The organism is Thermaurantimonas aggregans, assembly GCF_003851885.1.
Taxonomy (GTDB): domain Bacteria; phylum Bacteroidota; class Bacteroidia; order Flavobacteriales; family Schleiferiaceae; genus Thermaurantimonas; species Thermaurantimonas aggregans.
The window spans coordinates 175,002-195,298 of the sequence record NZ_BHZE01000002.1 but is presented as its reverse complement, the minus strand read 5'-3'; the positions used below and the strand labels follow the sequence as shown (position 1 = coordinate 195,298).

At 41.7% G+C, this 20,297-nt stretch carries 21 protein-coding genes; 13 read left to right on the top strand and 8 right to left on the bottom strand.

Annotation, left to right across the window (positions count from 1 at the left end; translation table 11 throughout):
- Positions 1-64 precede the first annotated feature (64 nt).
- Complete coding sequence (locus EIP89_RS01835; RefSeq protein ID WP_124396955.1) at positions 65-1,684, top strand: hypothetical protein; 1,620 nt, start codon at positions 65-67, stop codon at positions 1,682-1,684.
- On the opposite strand, the gene EIP89_RS01830 is transcribed toward EIP89_RS01835, so the two are convergent.
- Together EIP89_RS01830 and EIP89_RS01825 are read right to left on the bottom strand one after the other, a co-directional pair.
- The gene (locus EIP89_RS01830; protein WP_124396954.1) at positions 1,674-3,053 is read right to left on the bottom strand and encodes an LPP20 family lipoprotein; all 1,380 of its coding nucleotides are present in this window, start codon (positions 3,051-3,053) and stop codon (positions 1,674-1,676) included. The genes EIP89_RS01835 and EIP89_RS01830 overlap by 11 nt on opposite strands.
- Complete coding sequence (locus EIP89_RS01825; protein ID WP_124396953.1) at positions 3,050-4,435, bottom strand: tetratricopeptide repeat protein; 1,386 nt, start codon at positions 4,433-4,435, stop codon at positions 3,050-3,052. The genes EIP89_RS01830 and EIP89_RS01825 overlap by 4 nt, the downstream gene beginning before the upstream one ends.
- A 112-nt stretch (positions 4,436-4,547) precedes the next feature.
- On the opposite strand from EIP89_RS01825, the gene yaaA reads away from it, so the two are divergent.
- Genes yaaA through EIP89_RS01790 form a run of 7 tightly spaced genes read left to right on the top strand, consistent with a single transcriptional unit; the run spans position 4,548 to position 9,601 of the window.
- Entirely contained in the window at positions 4,548-5,306 is a 759-nt protein-coding gene (gene yaaA, locus EIP89_RS01820) for a peroxide stress protein YaaA (RefSeq protein WP_160160487.1), read from the top strand.
- Positions 5,307-5,359: 53 nt separating this feature from the next.
- The gene (locus tag EIP89_RS01815; RefSeq protein WP_148086778.1) at positions 5,360-6,001 is read left to right on the top strand and encodes a DUF6089 family protein; all 642 of its coding nucleotides are present in this window, start codon (positions 5,360-5,362) and stop codon (positions 5,999-6,001) included.
- A 1-nt stretch (position 6,002) separates the two neighbouring features.
- Positions 6,003-6,695: a DUF6089 family protein gene (locus EIP89_RS01810; protein WP_124396950.1), complete on the top strand. Its 693-nt coding sequence runs from the start codon at positions 6,003-6,005 to the stop codon at positions 6,693-6,695.
- Positions 6,692-7,342 carry a hypothetical protein gene (locus tag EIP89_RS01805; RefSeq protein WP_124396949.1) on the top strand — a complete coding sequence of 217 codons (651 nt, stop codon included), beginning with the start codon at positions 6,692-6,694 and terminating at the stop codon, positions 7,340-7,342. Before EIP89_RS01810 ends, EIP89_RS01805 begins: the two co-directional genes overlap by 4 nt.
- A gap of 6 nt (positions 7,343-7,348) precedes the next feature.
- On the top strand, positions 7,349-7,795 hold the full coding sequence (locus EIP89_RS01800) for a hypothetical protein (protein WP_124396948.1): 447 nt from the start codon (positions 7,349-7,351) through the stop codon (positions 7,793-7,795).
- Positions 7,792-8,673, top strand: a complete 882-nt coding sequence (gene dapA / locus EIP89_RS01795) for a 4-hydroxy-tetrahydrodipicolinate synthase (RefSeq protein ID WP_124396947.1) — start codon at positions 7,792-7,794, stop codon at positions 8,671-8,673. Before EIP89_RS01800 ends, dapA begins: the two co-directional genes overlap by 4 nt.
- A gap of 34 nt (positions 8,674-8,707) precedes the next feature.
- Entirely contained in the window at positions 8,708-9,601 is an 894-nt protein-coding gene (locus EIP89_RS01790; protein ID WP_124396946.1) for a TIGR01777 family oxidoreductase, read from the top strand.
- On the opposite strand, the gene EIP89_RS01785 is transcribed toward EIP89_RS01790, so the two are convergent.
- The 3 genes from EIP89_RS01785 to EIP89_RS01775 all read right to left on the bottom strand — a co-directional run bounded on the left by EIP89_RS01785 (position 9,598) and on the right by EIP89_RS01775 (position 13,733).
- Positions 9,598-11,769: a protein kinase domain-containing protein gene (locus EIP89_RS01785; RefSeq protein WP_124396945.1), complete on the bottom strand. Its 2,172-nt coding sequence runs from the start codon at positions 11,767-11,769 to the stop codon at positions 9,598-9,600. The genes EIP89_RS01790 and EIP89_RS01785 overlap by 4 nt on opposite strands.
- A 31-nt stretch (positions 11,770-11,800) precedes the next feature.
- A complete protein-coding gene (locus EIP89_RS01780) occupies positions 11,801-12,292 on the bottom strand; it encodes a hypothetical protein (protein WP_124396944.1) in 492 nt (163 codons plus the stop codon).
- A 94-nt stretch (positions 12,293-12,386) separates the two neighbouring features.
- Positions 12,387-13,733, bottom strand: a complete 1,347-nt coding sequence (locus EIP89_RS01775; protein WP_124396943.1) for a PAS domain S-box protein — start codon at positions 13,731-13,733, stop codon at positions 12,387-12,389.
- A 55-nt stretch (positions 13,734-13,788) separates the two neighbouring features.
- Here EIP89_RS01775 and EIP89_RS01770 point away from each other — a divergent pair, with 55 nt between their 5' ends.
- The 5 genes from EIP89_RS01770 (at position 13,789) to EIP89_RS01750 (ending at position 18,252) form a co-directional block, all read left to right on the top strand.
- Positions 13,789-14,730 (top strand): threonine ammonia-lyase, encoded by a 942-nt coding sequence (locus EIP89_RS01770; RefSeq protein ID WP_124396942.1) that lies wholly within the window; start codon positions 13,789-13,791, stop codon positions 14,728-14,730.
- Between the two features lies 1 nt (position 14,731).
- Positions 14,732-15,628, top strand: coding sequence for a GTPase Era (gene era, locus EIP89_RS01765; protein ID WP_124396941.1), 897 nt, complete (start codon positions 14,732-14,734; stop codon positions 15,626-15,628).
- A gap of 26 nt (positions 15,629-15,654) precedes the next feature.
- On the top strand, positions 15,655-16,167 hold the full coding sequence (locus EIP89_RS01760; RefSeq protein WP_124396940.1) for a type I restriction enzyme HsdR N-terminal domain-containing protein: 513 nt from the start codon (positions 15,655-15,657) through the stop codon (positions 16,165-16,167).
- Entirely contained in the window at positions 16,164-17,363 is a 1,200-nt protein-coding gene (locus EIP89_RS01755; RefSeq protein WP_124396939.1) for a class I SAM-dependent rRNA methyltransferase, read from the top strand. Before EIP89_RS01760 ends, EIP89_RS01755 begins: the two co-directional genes overlap by 4 nt.
- 70 nt (positions 17,364-17,433) lie before the next feature.
- Positions 17,434-18,252, top strand: coding sequence for a universal stress protein (locus tag EIP89_RS01750; protein WP_124396938.1), 819 nt, complete (start codon positions 17,434-17,436; stop codon positions 18,250-18,252).
- Positions 18,253-18,593: 341 nt separating this feature from the next.
- Here EIP89_RS01750 and EIP89_RS01745 read toward each other — a convergent pair whose 3' ends face one another.
- The 3 genes from EIP89_RS01745 to EIP89_RS01735 are packed head-to-tail and all read right to left on the bottom strand — an operon-like array spanning position 18,594 to position 20,293.
- Positions 18,594-19,052: an FKBP-type peptidyl-prolyl cis-trans isomerase gene (locus EIP89_RS01745; RefSeq protein ID WP_124396937.1), complete on the bottom strand. Its 459-nt coding sequence runs from the start codon at positions 19,050-19,052 to the stop codon at positions 18,594-18,596.
- Positions 19,049-19,783 carry a helical backbone metal receptor gene (locus EIP89_RS01740; protein ID WP_124396936.1) on the bottom strand — a complete coding sequence of 245 codons (735 nt, stop codon included), beginning with the start codon at positions 19,781-19,783 and terminating at the stop codon, positions 19,049-19,051. Before EIP89_RS01740 ends, EIP89_RS01745 begins: the two co-directional genes overlap by 4 nt.
- A gap of 3 nt (positions 19,784-19,786) precedes the next feature.
- The gene (locus tag EIP89_RS01735) at positions 19,787-20,293 is read right to left on the bottom strand and encodes a DUF192 domain-containing protein (RefSeq protein WP_124396935.1); all 507 of its coding nucleotides are present in this window, start codon (positions 20,291-20,293) and stop codon (positions 19,787-19,789) included.
- Positions 20,294-20,297 lie beyond the last annotated feature (4 nt).

The window sequence follows — 20,297 nt, the reverse complement described above, 5'->3', positions numbered from 1 at the left end:
CTTGCAAAGAAATTTTCCACTCAACACGCATCTCCTATCTACTTTAATCATATTACTAATTTTCTTGAGTAACGTTTATGCTCAAAGCTCATTAGAAGGTAGATACGAATTTCACCCTTTAAATCTGGAAACTAAAATTTTTATCCTTGACAAAGCTGAGCCCTCAGAACAAATTCACACATCTGTTTGGCCTCAGCGTCGAACGTATGTAAAAGCCGATTTGGAATCTTACAAGCAGTTGTATGGAATTTCTTCCATTGATCCATCTAAATCTTCACGCTTCACGAGATGGATTGATAAAAAATTGCTCAGGGAGGATTTGATTTTTGCTAAATCAAAGGATTACGCCTTTTATATCAATCCTGTACTTCATCTACAAATTGGAAGAGACGCATTTACCCAACGACAAACCTACCTCAATTCCAGAGGTGTTACGGTAGATGGAAAAATCGGAAATAATCTCACATTCCAAACGTTTTTTATTGAAAATCAAGGATACTTTCCTGAGTTTATGAACGAATATTTTCGTCAAAAAGGTTCTGCCTTTGGGTGGACCCTTCACAGAGGGTATGGTAGAAGTGGATTTGACTTTCCTTTCTCTTTAGGTCAAGTATCGTACAATGCTGGTCGATTTTTTAACTTTAGTGCCGGTCATGGAAATCACTTCTTCGGTGAGGGATATCGCTCTTTATTTCTCGATGACCATACAATCCCTTATGGATTCTTTCGAATCGAAACCACTGTCTGGAAATTCAAGTATGTCAATCTCTACACGGCTATGAGCGACATCACACGTTCATTTATGACCTCTGGAAGGTTCTTACCCAAATATTCAGCCATGCATTATTTGAGTTGGAATATTTCTAATAAATTTAATCTCAGCTTTTTTGAAAGCATTGTCTTAGGATCTGATACACTTGGGATTCAGCGTGGCTTTGACGTAAATTTTCTGAATCCCATCATTCTCTACCGCGCCTTGGAGGCTAACCGCGGTTTTAACACTGGTAATGCGATGATTGGTGTAGGAGCTTCATACAAAGTTTTCAAACGCTTAACAGCTTATACTCAGATAGCCTTCGACGATTTTTCGTTCGAAGGTTTAGGTAAACTCTCACAAGGGCATTACATGAACTTTTTCGCATGGCAACTGGGTATTCGCTACCCTAAAGCCTTCGGTCTGCAACGCCTTTTCCTTTTGGCTGAGGTCAATCAAGCCAGACCTTTTATGTACGCCCACCGCAGTACTATTACGAACTATGAGCATTTGGGCCTACCGCTGGCGCATCCTTGGGAAACAAATTTTAGGGAAACCGTCTTGTTAGGGCATTACTCCTACAAAAGATGGGAAGCATTAGCAAAACTCAATGTGGGTTTTAGAGGTACTGATACCTCTACAGCAAATTGGGGCAACGACATTCGCAGGTCTTATGAAGAACTTGGCAACGGACAACTCGGATATTACATAGGCTCGCCGGTTAAAAGAGCCATCATACAGGCAACTTTTAGAGTGGCTTACGTCCTTCAGCCTGTTGTCAATATGCGGTTAGAGGCGAGCTACACATGGAGAAATGAATCTTTTAACATGACTCACCCCTCTCTAAAGGCTTATTCAATGAATTGGTTTAACATTGGAGTACGAACAGCCATCTTTGGTTGGAAAGATGATTTTGCCCTCATTCGATAAAGCTTCTTCGAATTTCCAAATACAATTCTCTCTGAATCAGGCGTACAGCCTTGTTGTATGCATCGCGTGCAGCTGATTGCTCATCTGTTTGTATTCCCCTGATGTTCTTTACACTTCGAGTGTAAATTACGTTGTTGTTTCGATCAGTTATCTGAATTCTGAAGGATAGTTGTACGTTGCTCATTCGATTGATGAAGCCAGCATCTTCAACATCAGATGCGATCGACACGATAAAATCAGCATTATCGGCACTTAATGTAGATTGAAACTGATCTTTAGCCAATTCCATTTTTAAGGCATCAGTAAGAACGGCAGAGGAAAATGACCTGCCAAAAGCCCGCTCATCCGAAATAAAGAAAAATGTAGGGCTCTGTACGACGACATCTAAAACAAAAGGCCTGAGTCGCAGTTGATTCATAAGAGCAATAATTTGCTGATTTTGAGTGGCCTCAGAAGTCCATGCCTCTACATTAATTGCTGCTGTGATGCGCTCTCTTTGAGCGGTTGAGGTTACGCGACCCAAGTCAACCAATACTGCTCCCGATACATTGGTTTTCTGATTCGGATTTCGCAGTCGCCCTCCTGAATACGATAATCTGACCGGAATAGAAGGCTGACGAATGTTTTGTAAGGTTACAAAAATCTCAAATTGCTCATCGTCGATAGATTTTCCCCTTGTTACCTGAATCTGTCTTAGGGGCGACTGAATTTGAAGTTCATTTAAAAAGCTAATAATTCTGGAAATCAAATGATTGCCAAAAAAAATGCGGTTTCCTTGATAGGTGTATTCCAGCGGTTCGGCCCAGAAGCTCTTAATGGCCTCCATTGACTTGATGTACAATATGTAAGCTTGATAAGCATCTCTCTTGTTTCTGAAATCTTCAGCAGCTGAGAGAAAATCAGCCGCTGCTGCAAGAGCTCGTTCTCTTTTAAGGGCTTTTCGTCGTTCGTGTTCTTCTTTAGAAAGGCGATAGAATACGTAATAATGTGTTGACGTCTCATAGGTATCCACAAGTTCGAAGCCTTCCAAATCTTCAGTTGAAGTAACTTGGGTGTTCGATACAAACGATTCACTGAACTGGCGATTTACCTCTACCTGACTTAAAAGAGATGATGCATTGACTTTTACAGAAATTTCGCTTGCTAAGTCATTCAATGCGTTGTTTTTAGCCACTTGTTTGTAGTCGTAGTTGGCACTGTAAGCGTATTTAGGGCTTACGCCAATTCCATGATAATAGAATGGATCAGCGGGTTTAGTCGAAATCCATGCAGGTGCTGGTCTTACGTCGTTATTTGCTGTTTTCTTTTTGCTTTTGCAACCAACAAAGACAAAAAGACTTGTGAAAATCAAAAAATAAACAAATCTCATTTCTCCGGATTAAACGCTAAAATTGAATTTGCTACTCGAGAACTGATGTTTTGAAGTAGCCTCTCCTGTAAGGTTGATAAATCTGCAACTGTTTGTCTAGCTCTTAACAATTGATCGAGCTCTCGCTTGGCGCGTGGACTGTTGTCAATGCGGTCAGAGGGATGAGGTCTATTGATGCTTTGCCATGTACCAGGGTATAAAAGCCTTGTATCGCCCTGATATACAGCATATTCAACTCGGTCGCTTTGCCGAGTTTCGAGTACGTCTGACACGAGCACCTCACCGGTTTCAGCGCTTACAAGTTGATAACTAAAAGAGCATCTCACTTCATTTTCACGACTGAATACTGTGTACTGCACCTTGCTGTATTCTACTGTTCGTACTTCCACACCTTCTTGATTTTTGGTTTTAATTTCTCTGCCCATATAGCCGGGTCTTACTTCGCGCTGAAGTGGTCCCTCTTTCGTACGCCAGTCGGTTATTTTACAGAAGAGCAAAGCATTTGCACCGAGCAAATCTCCTGTCTCGCGCGAAGTGCGCATTGCATTCAGTAGTGTAAGGTTTCGCTCGCGCATCAAGGTTTCTGTACGACGGCGATCCACTACTTTTACAAAAGGGTTATTTGACCGAAGAATCTGATTAATGATGGCGTTTACGATTTGTTGGTCATATCCATTCGCATTTACAGATGTTTCAACAGGCATGATAGCTATTACAAATAGAGCCTTTTCGAGCGAAAGATCCATCATGCGTTGTGCGTCTTTGTACCCGGGTCTAATGGACTCCACTTCTTTGAATCCATAATAAGCAGTACGGAATTTTCCTTCGTTATAGGCTCGCATGGCACTTCTGTATCGTGGTTCTGCCCGAGCTAAAGTTTTCAAATTGTTCAGTTCCTCATTTCTGATACTCAATTCACTAAGCTTATTTAACTCAGCTTCAGCTTCTTCAAACTTTTCTTCGGCTAGTAGATCTTCTGCCCGCTCCACTACTTTCTGCACAAAAATGCGCTCACTCTGAAGGTACATTTGCCTGTAATGATCCGAAATTGAAGAGTTTACACCCAAATTCTTCATATCTCGATCCAGTCGTAAAGCACCCTGGTAGCGCATCACAGCCCTCTCATGGTCGCCTGCAGTATGTGCTACATAAAATTCTGATAATATCTGCTCCAAATACATCTTCCCTGCGTTTGAAAGTGCAATTTGAGCTTTGATATTTGAGGGATTACGACGAAGAGCTTCCATGTAATTATTGACTGCCTCAGCAATAAGTCCGGCACTTTCGAGTTTTCTGCCATATTTATAGTAGCGCTTTGAGCCACTGCAGGCCCCAAAAACGAGAAAAGAAGAAAAAAGCGCTAGGAGTAAAGATTTATTCATCTCAATCAATAGTTTTTTGATCGCACTGATGGAAAACACTTAGTACAAATCGTGTCAAAATAAGTGCCTAATCCTATGGTCATGTACTTTTGCAAGTAAAATTTGTGAAACATTGAAAATCTTATTGTCACCCTCTAAAAATTTGAATGCAAAAGTGAATCAAAGGGCTAAATCTGTTCCACAATTTTTGGAACAAAGCCAAAGAATTCACGCAGAATTAAAAACCAAAACACCACCAGAACTCGCCCAGCTGCACGACATCAATGCCAAATTAGCTGAACTCAACTACCAGCGCAATCAAGCCTGGACAGTAGAAGGCATTAGAAAAGAAGGTACACCAGCACTTTTTACTTTCTCAGGTGACGTGTATCGAGGTCTTGATGCCTATACGCTCGACGAATCGGACTTGCAATTTGCGGAAGACAATATTTGGATTTTAAGCGGATTGTATGGCATACTCAGGCCTTTTGATGCTATGCTCCCTTACCGATTAGAAATGGGCACCGATTTGACTGTAGGTGACAGCAGAAATCTGTATGAATTTTGGCAAGAAACCCTAACAACCTACGTGGCAAAAAACGAAAGTACTTTTATTGTAAACCTTGCATCTAAGGAATATTCAGATGCGATTGATTTTAAAAGACTTAATATTCCGGTATATGATTGTACTTTTTTAGACCGAGTGAAAAATCAGTACAAACCCGTCAACATATTTCTGAAAAAAGCACGTGGATTAATGGCTAGGTTTATAATAAAAAATAAAATTGAAATGGCAGAAAATTTACAGTATTTCGACTACGAAAATTATACTTTTGACCTTGATTTGTCCAGTGAATTTCATTTCGTATTTAAGAGAGACCGAATTTCTTAAAGTATGTTTGCCTACCATAAGTAGAAGATATGCGTTTTAAAAATATCCTTTTTGTGTATTGGCTGATAGTCCCTACGCTTTTAGTTGGGCAAAAAACCAAATATTGGGAATGGGGCGCTGGTGCAGGTCTCTATCACTACCAAGGCGATTTAAATGAGAATTTTTCAGTAGGAAATTTTTTTAATGAAGCAGGACCTCGTTTAACGGGTTTCGTTCGAAATAATCCAGTTCCTTGGTTTAGCTATGGTATTGAAACAAGCTATGGAAACTGCATCGTAAAAGACACTGATTATGGAAGAACAGAGCGAAATTGGAATGTGTATTCAGAGAGTTTTGATATTAATCTAAGCCTTGAGTGGAATTTTTTGCGCTACGGCAAATGGCACTGGGAGAATAAGTTAGCTCCTTACTTCAAAGTAGGCGCTGGGGCACTCGTGGTAAGCAGTAGAGGTCAAAATACTGTGAATCTGCCTGAATCCATAGAACTTCACCCATACACGTATGGAAGTTACAACATCTTCTACGGCTATGGTGTAAAAACGCGCGTTGGTTACCGAACTTCACTCTTTTTGCAATTCACCAGACATTACACAGGCACTGACAAAATGGATGGATTTATTGACAATAGTATACAAACTCCAAAAAACGATCAATATATTTCTATCATTTTAGGTATTTCAAAACTGGTATTTTGATATGAAAAAATATCTCTTTTCATACATTTTGATCAGTTTTACGTTGTTTACAAACGGTCAAATATCTGGTTATAAGTATGAGCAGTTTGGAATAATGATCGGCACAATAAATTACTCGGGTGATGTAACACCAAACTATTCGAATCCTAATAATATTCTTAAAGAAATGCGACCTACATTAGGAGTAGGTTATTATAAAGGTTTATCTCCCATTTACATCGTTGGGACTGAAATGTCTTACGGCATTTTATATGCAAATGAGGCAAATCACCGGGTTGTCACCAGACCATTTGAATTTACCAGTCATATTGTTCAATTCAATCTTGTAAACGAAGTTATTGCAAGAAGATTTGGCAAATATTTTTATACCACAAAGTGGGCACCCTATGGAAAATTTGGATTTGGATTTGGCATAGTCAATCCTACCTTACATCAACCTAAAATACTCAATGAAAATATATTTGAAAGAAAAGATCAAATGTATTTTTTTGTCAATTACTTCGTCGGAATAGGTTTAAAGTTGCGAATACGCTATAACTATTCATTGAGTGTCGAAGGTCTTTTTCACTTTACAAACCGAGATTTGTTAGATGGCTATTTAGATAAAAGAGTAAACAGCTTTAACGACACTTACGGGGGAATAAGATTTATTTTATCGAGATACAATTTTGGTAAAAATTTAAATGTAAAATGATATTGAAAATCCTTCGAAATCTCCTTGTTGTTTTTTCGATATCTATTTATCCCCTTGCTGCGCAGCCTAATTTAAAATATTGGACTTCAGGCGTATATATATCTTCACAAATTCACTCAGGTTTTGCGAGTTCAGGCAATTACGCTTTCTCTCCTTCCATTGGATTTGGAGGTTCTTTAAAAAACTCTTTTTTCAATAGAATTCATCTTGGCATAGATGCAGGATACATACACCTCAAAAATGCCTACAGACGTGCAGAAAACAATACATGGCAAGTATCTATCTCAAACATTGAAATTTTACCGAATGCTGAGTTACATCTGCGTTCTTTTGGCAAGTACATGCGAAAAAATAAGACAAGTCCTTACATTAAAATCGCACCATCTTTTAATGTTTTTCAAACAAGATTAAATAATGTACGAAACTTTACAAATGATTTCGAATTTTATCCTTACAGTTATCTTTCCATAGGTTGGTATATTGGAATTGGATACAAAGTGCGATTTAAAAACGATTATGTGCTTCAATTGGAGCTTTTCTCCAATTCCATGATGACCAATAAAGCATCAGGATTTTCTGTGCTTGATTCTTACATACAAGACAGATATTTAGGATTCAGAGCTGCGTATTCGTTCATAAAATTTTAATTTTTAATGTCCCTTTTAAAACAAGAAGTAAAGACTTACAATTCTTTTTCGGGAAAGAATATTGTTATTTTTTCAGATGAAGAATTCTCAGAATTTTTAAATCAACTCAAGGCAAGTAAAATTCTGGAAAATTCAAAAGTGTATTTAATTCCAACAAAACAAAACGTCTTGAATGTTGAAAACGAGGAAATAAAGGTTCATTTTCTATATCGATTTATTCCAAAATCACTCCTCGAAAGATTAAAGATTGATATTTCAACAGTCGATGAAGTGATCTATTTAGGAAATGATTCGTCCATACTTCGCTTCGTAGAGAGTGTTTTTAGCACAACTTCCCTAATTTACATCGGAAAATTGCCATCAAAGTCGGCTATTTTAAAATTTACCCCAGAGGAAGATTTACAAAAATCTGCTACTACTTTTATCCAACTAATTAATAGAATTTACAAATGAATGCATTAAAAGGAACTGGCGTAGCGCTGATCACCCCCTTTACTGCTACGGGTGATGTTGATTATCAAGCCTTTAAAAAACTGCTGCACTACGTGATCGACGGAGGTGTGGAATACGTAGTAGTAAACGGAACAACCGGCGAAAGCGCAACAACTGACAGCGACGAAAAGAAAAAGTTGCTTGAAATTGCTTTAGAAATGTGCGAAGGAAAAGCCGGGGTGGTTTTTGGCATTGGTGGAAACAACACAGCACAGGCGGTAAAACAACTGAAAGCTTTTGAACAAAAAGGGGTTTTAGCTATTTTAAGTGTTTCACCTTATTACAATAAACCTACGCAAGAAGGCATTTATCAGCATTACAAAGCCCTATCTGAAGCTTCTCCTCTACCCCTGATCGTCTATAATGTACCAGGTCGAACTTCGTCGAATGTATTAGCTGACACTATACTTCGTCTTCAGGCTGATTTTAAAAATATTGTAGCAGTCAAAGAAGCATCTGGCAATCTGGAGCAAATCATGACCATCATCCGCGACAGACGTAAGGACTTTTTGGTACTTTCAGGCGATGACAATCTCACTCTACCCATCATAGCAATAGGAGGTGATGGAGTGATCAGTGTATCAGGACAAGGTTTTCCCCACATCTTTTCACAAATGGTGCGCGATGCCTTGGCAGGCAACATTAAAGAAGCTCGCGAAAAGCACTACAAGTTGTTCGAAATCACAAAATTGCTCTTCGCTGAGGGAAATCCGGGCGGTATAAAAGCTTTGCTCGCGTATTTGGGAATAATCGAAGAGCATTTGCGCCTGCCTCTCTGGCCTGTGAGCGATGCGCTTAGAAATAAGATGATCAACGAAACCAAAAAAATTCTTGCCTGATAAACAAATTAAAAGGCCTTAGATTTAAAGAAGTATGTCGCGTACCATACTCGTTACAGGCGCCACTGGTTTGGTTGGCAGGCATTTGATTCCTGAGCTCAAGAGATTTGGTTATACCATTCGAACCCTCACCACCAGTGGTAAGGAAGATGAAAACACCTTTTACTGGAACCCGGAGAAGGGTGAAATCAACAAAAATGTTTTTAATAGCATACATACAATCATTCACCTAGCTGGCAGTACTATAGCTCAGCGCTGGACGCCCAAAGCGCGAAAGAGCATCATCGACTCTCGGGTTAAGGGTGCACAGATGCTGTTACAACCGGCTATTGAAAGTGGTTTAAAAAGATTTATAACCGCTTCAGCCATTGGCATATATCCTCAAAATCCGGATGGATTGTACGATGAATACTCTCAACAAACAGGTAGTGACTTTCCGGCTGAGGTAGTAAAAATTTGGGAAGCTGCAGCCGATGAATACGAAAAAAATGGCGTATCAGTAGTAAAAATCAGAACGGGAATTGTGCTCGACCCCGAGGGTGGCGCCCTAAAGAAAATGCTGCTTCCAGTGAAATTAGGCATCGGTTCGCCCATAGGCAGTGGCAAACAAATGGTAAGCTGGATTCACATACGCGACTTAGTCAATATTTATGTGCAAGCGGTGGTGAAAGAAGAAATGAAAGGCATCTATAACGCGACAGCCCCCAGTCCGGTAAGCAATAGAGAACTAATGCACACAATTGCTAAAGTACTCGGCAAGCCTTTCTTTTTTCCTCCAGTGCCTGCCTTTATGCTTCGCCTGATGTTAGGCGAAATGGCATCAATTACATTAGAAGGAAGTGCCGTCATTCCGAAGCGGTTACTCAACGAAGGCTTTTCCTTTGAATTTTCTGAATTAGAGGACGCTTTGAGAGATTTATTGACTTAAATCTCTTTAACGCATCTGCACTGTAAGCCAGTGTGTCCCCAATCGCCCATGAGCCGCTCGTAGTCGTAGTAAACTTTGCCATCGCCTACTGATAGGTAAATGGCAAATTTACCACCGGAGTTAGCTGCTGCTTGATCTGCTACCCAAAAGAAGGCATATCCTCCCTCTTTCATCTGTCCATCGGCACCGCGATAGCCTACAGTTTTTAACCCGAATTTCCTGTGATCTAAGAGATCACTTGGTGAAGAGTTAAGTGATTTAATCAAACTCTCCCAATCAGATTGAGTTGGCAATCGCCATCCTTCCGGACAGATCTTGCCTCCATTAGTTGCTATGCCGTTATACAAGTAAGTGCCGTTGTGCAAATAATAAGCTGGTGCCAAGGTGCTATTCCATTCTTCGCGGTCGGTAATTTGGCGGATGAGTGAACCATTTCGAAGCACGGTGGGATTTGAGCGAGTCACCATCCAATAGAGTCGGCCAACTTTAAAGGCAGTAATTGTAGCTCCCTTGTCGTCAAAAAAGGTAAGTATATCTGATGAAGTCGATGATGCTGATGCTGAAGACGGTGCTGGGGCTACCGTACTTCGATTTGGTGAAGAGGCAACTGCGGGCGCAGAAGTAGATGATGCCTGTGCGGAGGGTTTCCGAGTGGCTGTAGATTCAGGCTTTTGTTTGTTATCTCCAAATAGTTGGTCTGGTGGAGTCAATTTTTCAGAAGCATCGATCGAAATATCGGCGAGTATTTTTTTGTATTTTTCAATGGTATCATGGTTAATGGTGAATTTTAACAAATCTTCGAGATGGCTCTTCATATCCTCTTTGTCTTGTATGATAAAACTCAACCTATATAGCACTTGAGATTTTTTAAAATTTTCAGCCATACTATCGAGAGCCAGCTGTTGTAGAGATTTAAGTTCATCTGAATTTCTGTAATTTGAAAGAGCCAATAAGGAATCTGTGTAGAAATAGGCATTTTTAAACTGCTTTGAAGCGATTAGTTGACTTACATTGGCTTTTAACGTTTCAAATTGCTTGATTTCTTGAGCTTTATTGTATTTTATCCAGCCAACTAAAGCCCCTACAAGTACCACAACAGCGATAATTGCAGCCATCATAGCTTTGCGACCCTTTGGTTTTGAGTGATGGGTTTGAAAGTCTTGATTTTTCTGATCGCCGTTAATGGAGCGATCTTCAGCCGCAATTGGCGATGAAATTACAGTTTTCTTTTCGCTGGAGCCTGTCGATTTCTGCGATATTGAGGAGTCTGTTGGCTCAAATACACTCGTAGCTCTTCCAAAATGCATTTGTTGGCTTCCGGATTGGGGAGTTTTTAAAATATCATCCACTTTCCAAATTCCCCTCTCCAAATAATGCGCAGCAACAGCCTTAATCTGCTGAGCAGTAGGGCGTTTTGAAGGATAATAATTTAACATTGCTCCCATCAGAGCATTCAGACCGGCTGAGTACCGCTCTGGCAAGGTGGGCAACTCTGATTGGGGCATTAGGTGCATGCCACCCATACCCATCCAAGGCAATGAGGTGGTGGCCATTTCGTACACCATCACTCCAAGTGAAAAGATATCGCCTTCAGGTACTATTTGTTGATTGCTACCGAAGCGCTCAGGTGGAGCAAAAGATACGGTTTTGCTATTTTGTACACCAGTGGCTCTTCGAAGCGTGCTTCGCATGCGACTGCTGATGCCAAAATCGGTAAGCAAATACCGTCCTTTGGAATCGATTAGTACATTATCAGGCTTTACATCTTGATGAATCACATCATTCTCGTGCAAATAGCTCAAACCATCGGCCACTTGATAGAGCACTTGAGCGATCTCATCTTCCGATAGCCCATCAGAATTGAGGATCTTTTGATACAAGCTACCACCAGTCATCAGTGGAAAGATGAGGAAGGGGCGATTTTCCCAAATATCGAAATGCTTGGCCGTCAGAAGGTTGGGATGATGTAGATCCATTACCAACGTGTATTCTTTTTGAAACTGAGCCAAAGCAGTATCGTCGAGTCCAGTCTCGTGGGCGTAGATTTTTATGGCGACTTCGATATTTCCAGCCAGTCGGTCTTTGGCTTTCCATACAGCTCCAAAACCTCCACTGCCCAACTTGGCGACCAACTCATATCTGTTGGCAATCACCTCCCCCACTTTCATCTAAGCAGATATTTACAATTGAAAATGCTTTTTAATAATCATCTGTACCGGTGAGTTCTTTTTCCATAGCATCAGCTACTTTTACGGCAAATGACAAAAGCTCCCTAATTACATCGTCATTAATGTCAGAATTGATTTTTATAGAGTATTGCAAGATGAAAGGAGGCTCACCACCATGAATCTGCCAATTGCCAATCTTGTAATCAAAATTTTTCTCGAGCAAGTTGAAAAGAACCCGCTGAGAAAAATCGGTTTTGTTCTGGAGTGTAGCGACAGGAGAATATATCTCGCGAATCTGAAAGCCACCTAAATCGTACGTCCAGCCATTGATCAAAACTACCTGAGACCGGCCGTCACTTAAATCAAAAACCAATTTGTATTTCCTCGAGTTATTATCGTAGCTGAATTTCAATCCAGCACGGTTCAACTGTTGTTCCAGGGCCTTGTCTTGTGCAAAGAGGCCTTGAACACTTACAACGAGCAGCATGATTAAAATTACAAAGGTTTTGATTAGCGTTTTCATTATTTTAAGGATTTTGTCCAAAAGTAGAGGGAGGCCCACCGGAGCCTCCCTCACTCATTTGTATGATTTTAAAAGCGCCCTGTCCTATTGACCTTCAAATATCAAATTTCTCAGAAAGCTGATTGATGCTCAATACCGTTGATTTTACAATGTGGTCCATTTGTTCGGCATATTTTCTCAACTTACTGAGAACTATTTCTTTCAAATCGTTGTCTTTAATATCATTTATGTTTTCACTTATTGCTAAAATGGTAGATAAAGGACCTCTCAATTCATGACTTTGCGACCAGGCTAACTTTTTTAAAAATTGGGCTTGTTCGATGATTTTTTTCTCGTAATTTTTAATAGTAGTGATATCAGAAATATGAATAGAAATACCTAAATTACTTCCATTTTCATCGAGTATGGGAAATATTTTGAATTTCCAGAATTCATCTCCATCATTAAATTCAAAAATCACTATTTCTCCTTGCTGAGCTTTATCAATTTGGCTTTTAAAAAATTCAAGACTATCCAGATAGATAAAATCAAGGACAAAATCTCCTTTATTAATTTTCTTACCAAACTTACTTTCAGTCAATTCATAAGCTCTTTTGTTTGCATAAATCATTTTTAAATTTCTGTCAAAAATGGCTATAGCTGTATCGGTACTTTCGTACATCGATTTCAGATAAAACTTTTGCTTTGTAAGTTCCGATTCATATTTCTTAATATCGTCAATATTTCGAGCTGAATACAGTACAGCTCCTACAGTTCCATCGCTCGAACGCACTGGAACAAATTTTATAAAAAACCACAAACCATCCCCATCGCCTACTGGAATATTTATTTCGTAAAATATTTCCTTACCCGATAGTGCTTCATTAAATTTTTCGTAGAAAAGCTCGCGCAAATCAGGTATTATGTATTGATCAAAATCATCACCAACCTTTATTTCTTTGCCAAAAAATTGCTTTACTTCATTGTACGCGTGAGCACTGAAATATTCCACGCGATTATCTTTCGATATTATGATACTGCTTTCGTTTGTAGAGGTAAGGATAGCTTCAAGTTTATTTAAATTTTCAGTTAGTAGGATATGATCTTTTTTACACAATAAACTCCCGAAAAAGAATACACAATTTTCGTCCTTGTAATTTATTCTATAGATTTCCCAATTCACACCTTGATTCTGTTCGAATGATTCTGATGCTATGCCAAATTTTAAATTGGTGTAATGATCGTCATATTGAAGTACATTTGATACAATTTGTCTTAATTTTTCATGCTCTTGTTTGGCAAATAAATCTTCAATTTTTCCCGAAAAATTTTCTCTTATCTGAAAATAACTTCTAAAAGCTTCATTACACTGCAAAACATCGTGAGCCGCATTTATTACTGCGTAGAGAGCACCCTTAGCGCGATTTAAAACAAATTCGTCCATTAAAACACTGTTACTCATTACAAAAGTAGAGTTTTATGTACTTTGCTTTTTGAAATTGAAAACAGCAATCAACATGAAAATAAACATTGCAGAAGCACATCATCGAATAAATAATATAATTATTCGAACGCCATTAATAACAGATGATTACATCAATAATTTTTTAGAAAATACTACTTTTTTTAAATGCGAAAATTTACAGAAAATTCATGCATTTAAAGCACGGGGAGCTGCAAATGCTCTGAGTAAACTCCAAAAAAATCTTCTAGAAAAAGGCGTAGCTACTCACAGCAGTGGCAATCATGGACAGGCACTTGCCTGGGCTGCAAAAATTTTTGGCACCCAGGCCCATGTGGTTATGCCAATGACTGCCCCTAAAACAAAGGTGGATGCTGTGCGCTTTTGGGGCGGTGAAATTACTTTTTGTGAGCCTACCCTTCAGGCTCGCGAAGAAACACTTCAACAGGTTGTGGAGCGCACAGGGGCTATCTTTATACCCCCGTACAACCATTGGGACATTATCGAGGGGCAAGGAACTTGTGCATTCGAAATCCTTCAAGAAGGATTTGAACCTGACTTCATACTGGCGCCTGTGGGTGGTGGCGGACTGCTTTCAGGCACTGCCCTCGCTGCACACCAGTTCTCACCTAAAACCAAAGTGATAGGCTGTGAGCCGAAAAACGCTGACGATGCGTATCAGTCTTTTCATGCCGGTAAGCTCATACCTGTAGGAGCAGCTAACACAATTGCTGACGGACTACGCACCTCGCTCGGCGACATCACTTTTGATGTCATTCGTAAATACGTTCACGACATTCTGACCGTAACTGAAGAAGAAGTCATCGATGCCTGGCGCTGGATTACTTTCTACCTAAAACTAATAATCGAACCAAGCTGCGCCGTGCCAGTGGCAGCGTTGCTAAAACACAAGGATAAGTTTAAAGGCAAGAAGGTGGCTGTAATACTCACCGGCGGAAATGTAGATGCCGAGAAACTTCGGTTAATTTTGCCCTGATATGGAAAATTCTGACACCACACAATTTAAAGCTGGATACGTAAACATCTTCGGCAATCCAAACGCAGGCAAATCGACCCTGCTCAATGCCATGCTGGGCGAGCGCCTCGCCATTGTTACTCCCAAGGCCCAAACCACACGCGTTAGGATGCTTGGTATATTGAACGAACCCGGCTATCAAATGATCTTCTCTGACACACCTGGCATCATCGAGCCTAAATATGCCTTGCAAGAAACCATGATGAATGCTGTAAAAGAAGCCCTTGAAGATGCCGACATAGCTCTATACCTGGCTGTGCCTGGGGAAAGAGAGGCCAAGAATAAAGAGCTCTTTGAAGCCATTGTACAAAGTGAAGTGCCCCTGATTATTGCCATCAATAAGGTGGACACCATTGCACAAGAAGAGGCCCTAGCCGAGGCCGAATATTGGAAGTCAACCGTTCCTAAAGCTGAAATTTGGCTTATCTCAGCACTACACGGATTTAATGTAATTGAATTAAAAAATCGACTGCTGGAACTGCTCCCTGTACACCCTCCCTACTTCGATACCGATCAGCTCACTGACAAGTCAGAGCGCTTTATCGTATCAGAAGTGATACGTGAAAAAATCCTGCTGCACTATAAAGAGGAAATCCCCTATGCCTGTGAGGTGGTAGTTGAGGAGTTCAAAGAAGAAGAAAACATCATACGCATAAGGGCAATGATCATCGTTGAGCGAGAAACACAAAAGACCATCATCATTGGTAAGGGTGGGAGTGCTCTCAAGCGCGTTGGGACCGACGCACGATTGGCACTCGAGCATTTTTTCATGAAAAAAATCTACCTGGAGCTTTACGTAAAAGTCGATCCCAATTGGCGCTTTGACACCAAAAAGCTAAAGCGCTATGGCTACAGATAAGCTGCATTTAATAGCTGAAAAGACCAATGCTACACTTGCTTACTGATGGTGGAATGAAGGATGTTTTCGACGATTTTAGACCGCTAAATCTCCATTCACCTCCCCCTCACGCCTTCAGAAGTGTACCCGACGGCTGGCAAGTGTACGACGTCATCCGCCGTCGTTGGCTCCAGCTTACTCCTGAAGAGTGGGTGCGGCAGCACCTCGTAGCAGAACTTCTTTCGCGCGGATTTCCCCCTGTGACCCTTGCTCTTGAAAAAGCCTTTTCACTCTATGGTCTCGCTAAGCGATTTGACCTGGCCGTATTTGGCGCTGAGGGCATCTTGCTGCTGGCCGAGTGCAAAAGTCCCGATGTTCTGCTCAACGAGGAAGTCCTTGCCCAGGCCTTGCGCTATAATCAAAGGTTTAAAAGTCCAGCCATCTTGATTACTAATGGCATCGACCACCATTTTTACACCCGTTCCATCGATATCTACTACCTCACGAGTAAGTCAATTCCTGATTTTGTAGAACTCAAAAAAATAGCCACACAGTTTTGAAACCTTTTTTACCAAACTATCCTGTAGTCCACATCAAGCCGGAAAAAGAAAAAATTTTCTTCCAGCGGCATCCATGGATTTTTAGTGGGGCTTTGCGAAACATTCCAAAGTCAGCCACCGAAGGCACACCAGTGTTTATAGCTGATGCTAAAGGCACTATTCGTGGTATCGGATTTCTTTCTAGCGGAAGCATCGCCGTTCGAATTTTAAGCTGGACTACAGAAAAACTACCCGTAGAGTACTTCATTGACCAAAAAATCAAAGCCGCCATTCACACGCGAGAACAACTCGGCTTCTTTTCATCAGCCGAAACCGATTGCTTCCGCCTCATCTTTGGCGAAGGTGACGGATTACCTGGACTTGTAGTGGACTACTACGCTGGCTACTGCATCGTGCAGTGCCATCACCTGGGCATGTATCATGCACGAGAGAGCATTTATGGTGCACTTCAGCGCCATTTGGGCAGCCGCCTTACTGCCATCTACGACAAAAGCGCCGACGCATTGCACGACGCCACGCTTGAAAATCAATGGGCAGTAGGCGAGCCTACCAAACAAATCATAGCCCGCGAATATGGCCACAAGTTTTTAATTGACTTTCAGCAAGGCCAAAAAACCGGTTTCTTCATCGACCAACGCGAAAATCGAAAACTTTTGTCCCGGCTTTGTACTGGCAAGTCGGTTCTCAATACCTTTTCATATACGGGTGGCTTCAGTATCTATGCCATTGCGACCGGTGCCCGCGAAGTAGTATCGCTCGACATTAGCCAGCGCGCCATCGACCTCTTGGAAAAAAATCTGGAAATCAATCAACTTGATCTTAGCAAGCACACCTCCCTGGCTACCGATGCCTTCGACTACCTCACCCACCTCGAACGCACTTTCGACATCATCGTACTCGACCCACCTGCCTTTGCAAAAAGCCACCGCGTCACCCACAATGCCGTAATCGGCTACAAACGCCTGAATGCCCTTGCCATGAGCAAACTCGCTCCCGGGGGGCTGCTCATGACCTATTCATGCTCTCAAAACATCTCAGAGGAGCTCTTCCTCAATACCGTCACATCAGCCGCTATGGACACAGGCATCGACTTTCAGATTTTACACCGCCTCCATCAGCCGGCTGATCATCCGGTCAGCATCTACCACCCCGAAGGCCGCTATCTAAAGGGCCTTGTTCTTAAGAAATCCACCTAAAAGTGTTGATAATTATCATAAAATCCGTACTTTCAAGAGCACTACCTTCGTCTTTAGTTAATCGACCTGTATGAAAACAATCATTTTCCCAACAGATTATTCCGCCAACGCTGACAAGGCCCTCGACTTTGCTATCGACTTCGCTAAGAAAACCGGTGCTAAAATAATCGCTCTAAATGCTTACGATTTGCCTTACGCCGAGACAGTTATGACCCACTCCCTGCTCGAAATCATGAAGGAAAACTCCGAAGCAGGGATGAAAAAAGTGGAAGAAAAGCTTCAAAGCGCTGGCATACCTTACGAAACACGGTGTCTGGTAGGCAACCCCATTCGCTTAGTGAAAAAAGCTGTGGAAGATGAAGGCGCCGACATGGTAATCCTCGGCACCAAAGGCGCCAGTGGTATAGAAGAAATCCTCATCGGCTCAAATGCTGCCTCTATCCTTCAGAGCGTCACAGTACCCGTTATTACCATACCTGCCGGCTCACACTTCTCAAATATCCGCAAGATTGTTTTTGGTGCCGACTTCAAATCAAAGCGCAACGGTACCGCCCTCATCCAGCTTGCCGAAATCGCCTCCATCTTCAATGCAGAAGTCGTAATCGCTCATGTAATTGTCAATTATGGCATTGATAATCAAACGGTAATCGAAGCCAAGCAGCGCATCTCCGAATACCTCAAAGGCATTTCCCACCGTTTCGAAGTACTCAGTGGCGAAAACGTCGAAGACACCCTTTTACAGTTTGCAGCTGAAGACCGCGCCGACATGATTGCCCTCATGAGCCGCAACTACAGTTTTTTCGAGTCTATCTTCCACAAGTCAGTCACCACCAAGGTTGCTTACCATTCCAAGCTACCTTACCTTGCCCTTCACGAGGATGCAAACTAGCAATTACCCCCTACACAAACTCAATCACCAGCACTCAGCCAAGCATAGCTGAGTGTTTGTTTTTTTTTTTTTTTTTTAGGCCGTACCCTTCCTAGCAATGCCCATTCGGGCAGCTGCTCAGGTCAGCGTGTTTCCAAGGGAAGATGCTGACAAAACTGAAAGTCTTCGTCAGTATACACGTCGCTCCCGCGCTGCGGCTAAGCTTAGCTACGCCTCCACACCGCGCTGACGCGCGCCCACCGAATCCCTCACGTGTGAAAACGCAAAAGCCCGGCTTCAGCTTAATAGACTAATTACCTCAATTTATCAGAAAAAAATTTTAAAAGGAATACTATCCACTATTAGCGTACCTTCAAGAGATAGATATCAAAAATCAGCACACTGTTTGGCGGAATATTCCCTACCGACTGTTTGCCATATCCCAACTTCGACGGTATAAAAAGTTTTCCCCTACCCCCTTCTCTGAAGTAAGTGAGGCCCTCTTGCCACCCTGCAATTACTCCTCGCAAGTCAAACTCAAGTCCAGCTGGATCCGTTTCGTCAAACACAGTACCATCGAGCAGATAGCCCTTGTACACAACGCGCACGCGACTGTCAATGGTCGGAAATGTCCCAGTTCCCTGCTCGGTTATCAGATAATACAGTCCACTATTCGTACGAATAGCTTCCAGGCCATTCTGCGCCAGGTAATTACGAATCAACTCATCGTCTTTCTGGTCCTGGTCGTCTGTCTTGCTACAGCCCATAGTTAAGAACACAAGACCCATTAAAAGCACAAAAAACCTTTTGTATAAATTCATCTTTTCATCTCGTTAATGTCATGGATCAACAGGTAAAAATACGAAGCCGCCGGAATCATTCTGTATCCATACCAGCTAAATGCTTCACCATCTACCAGGCGCACATGTGCCGTAGGCGCCATTCCCTGAAACTCAGCTAAGTGTTTTTCTCGGAACGGATAAGGCTCTGACGAAAGAAAAATCAATTCCGGATTCATCAATCGAATTGACTTCTCATCTACCACAGGATATCTACTTTGATTAACTGCATTTGAAAACCCCAGATGCTGCAAAACGTGATGTATGTAAGTGTCGGTACCAGCTGCCATATAAGGTTTTCGCCAAATCAAGTAAAGCACTCTGGCACCATCGGCGCTTCCTTGTAGTGGTTTCCAAAGCTCTATGATGCTGTGTACTAGTTTTTCTGCAGCTTGTACTACATTACACACCCGGCCAATGAGCCTAATAGCTTCCAATGCATCATTAATAGTGGTAATGTTCGTCACAAGCACCTGGCTAAATTGCCTGAGCTGCTCTACATCTTCCTTTCGATTCTCTTCTTTATTGGCAAGGATTAGATCAGGTTTTAGCTCTTTGATGCGATTGATATCTGGATTTTTCGTACCACCTACACGTGGCTTGGTTCTATACCACTCCTCTGGGTGGACACAAAATTTCGTAATACCTACCACATCAACCCCAAGGTGGTAAAGGAGTTCGGTCAACGATGGCACTAAACTTACTACACGCATGTGCTATTGCCTCCGGTGCTCGAAATACACTTTGTCGCCCACCTTTACATTGTGTCGGTCACAAAAACCGCCGTTCACTTCAAGCACATACAGTGCCGGCTCAAAGCTCGGAAGCGAAGTCTCACTCAGTGGCTCCGCATTTTTCTGAATGCTTACGATGCGCAGTTGAGAGTTGATATAAATAATATCGAGCGGTATGTAGGTATTTTTCATCCAGAAAGACTGTGGGCGCTCGTTTTTCATCAGAAAGAGCATTCCATTCATTTCATCCATCGATTTTCGATACATCATGCCGTACTGAATTTCCTCATCTGTCATAGCCACCTCGATGGTGATGCGGAGGTTGGTATCCACACCGCTTTCATCGAGAAACCACAGCTGTCCATCTTCTCTGAACTTTGGTTCGTATGAAGTACTCATTGAGTCTACGGTTTTTGTGTCGTTATCGCATGTGCACGATGTAGCAAGAGCCGCCAGCAGTACTGCAATTGCAATGAGTCGATATACCATGTTT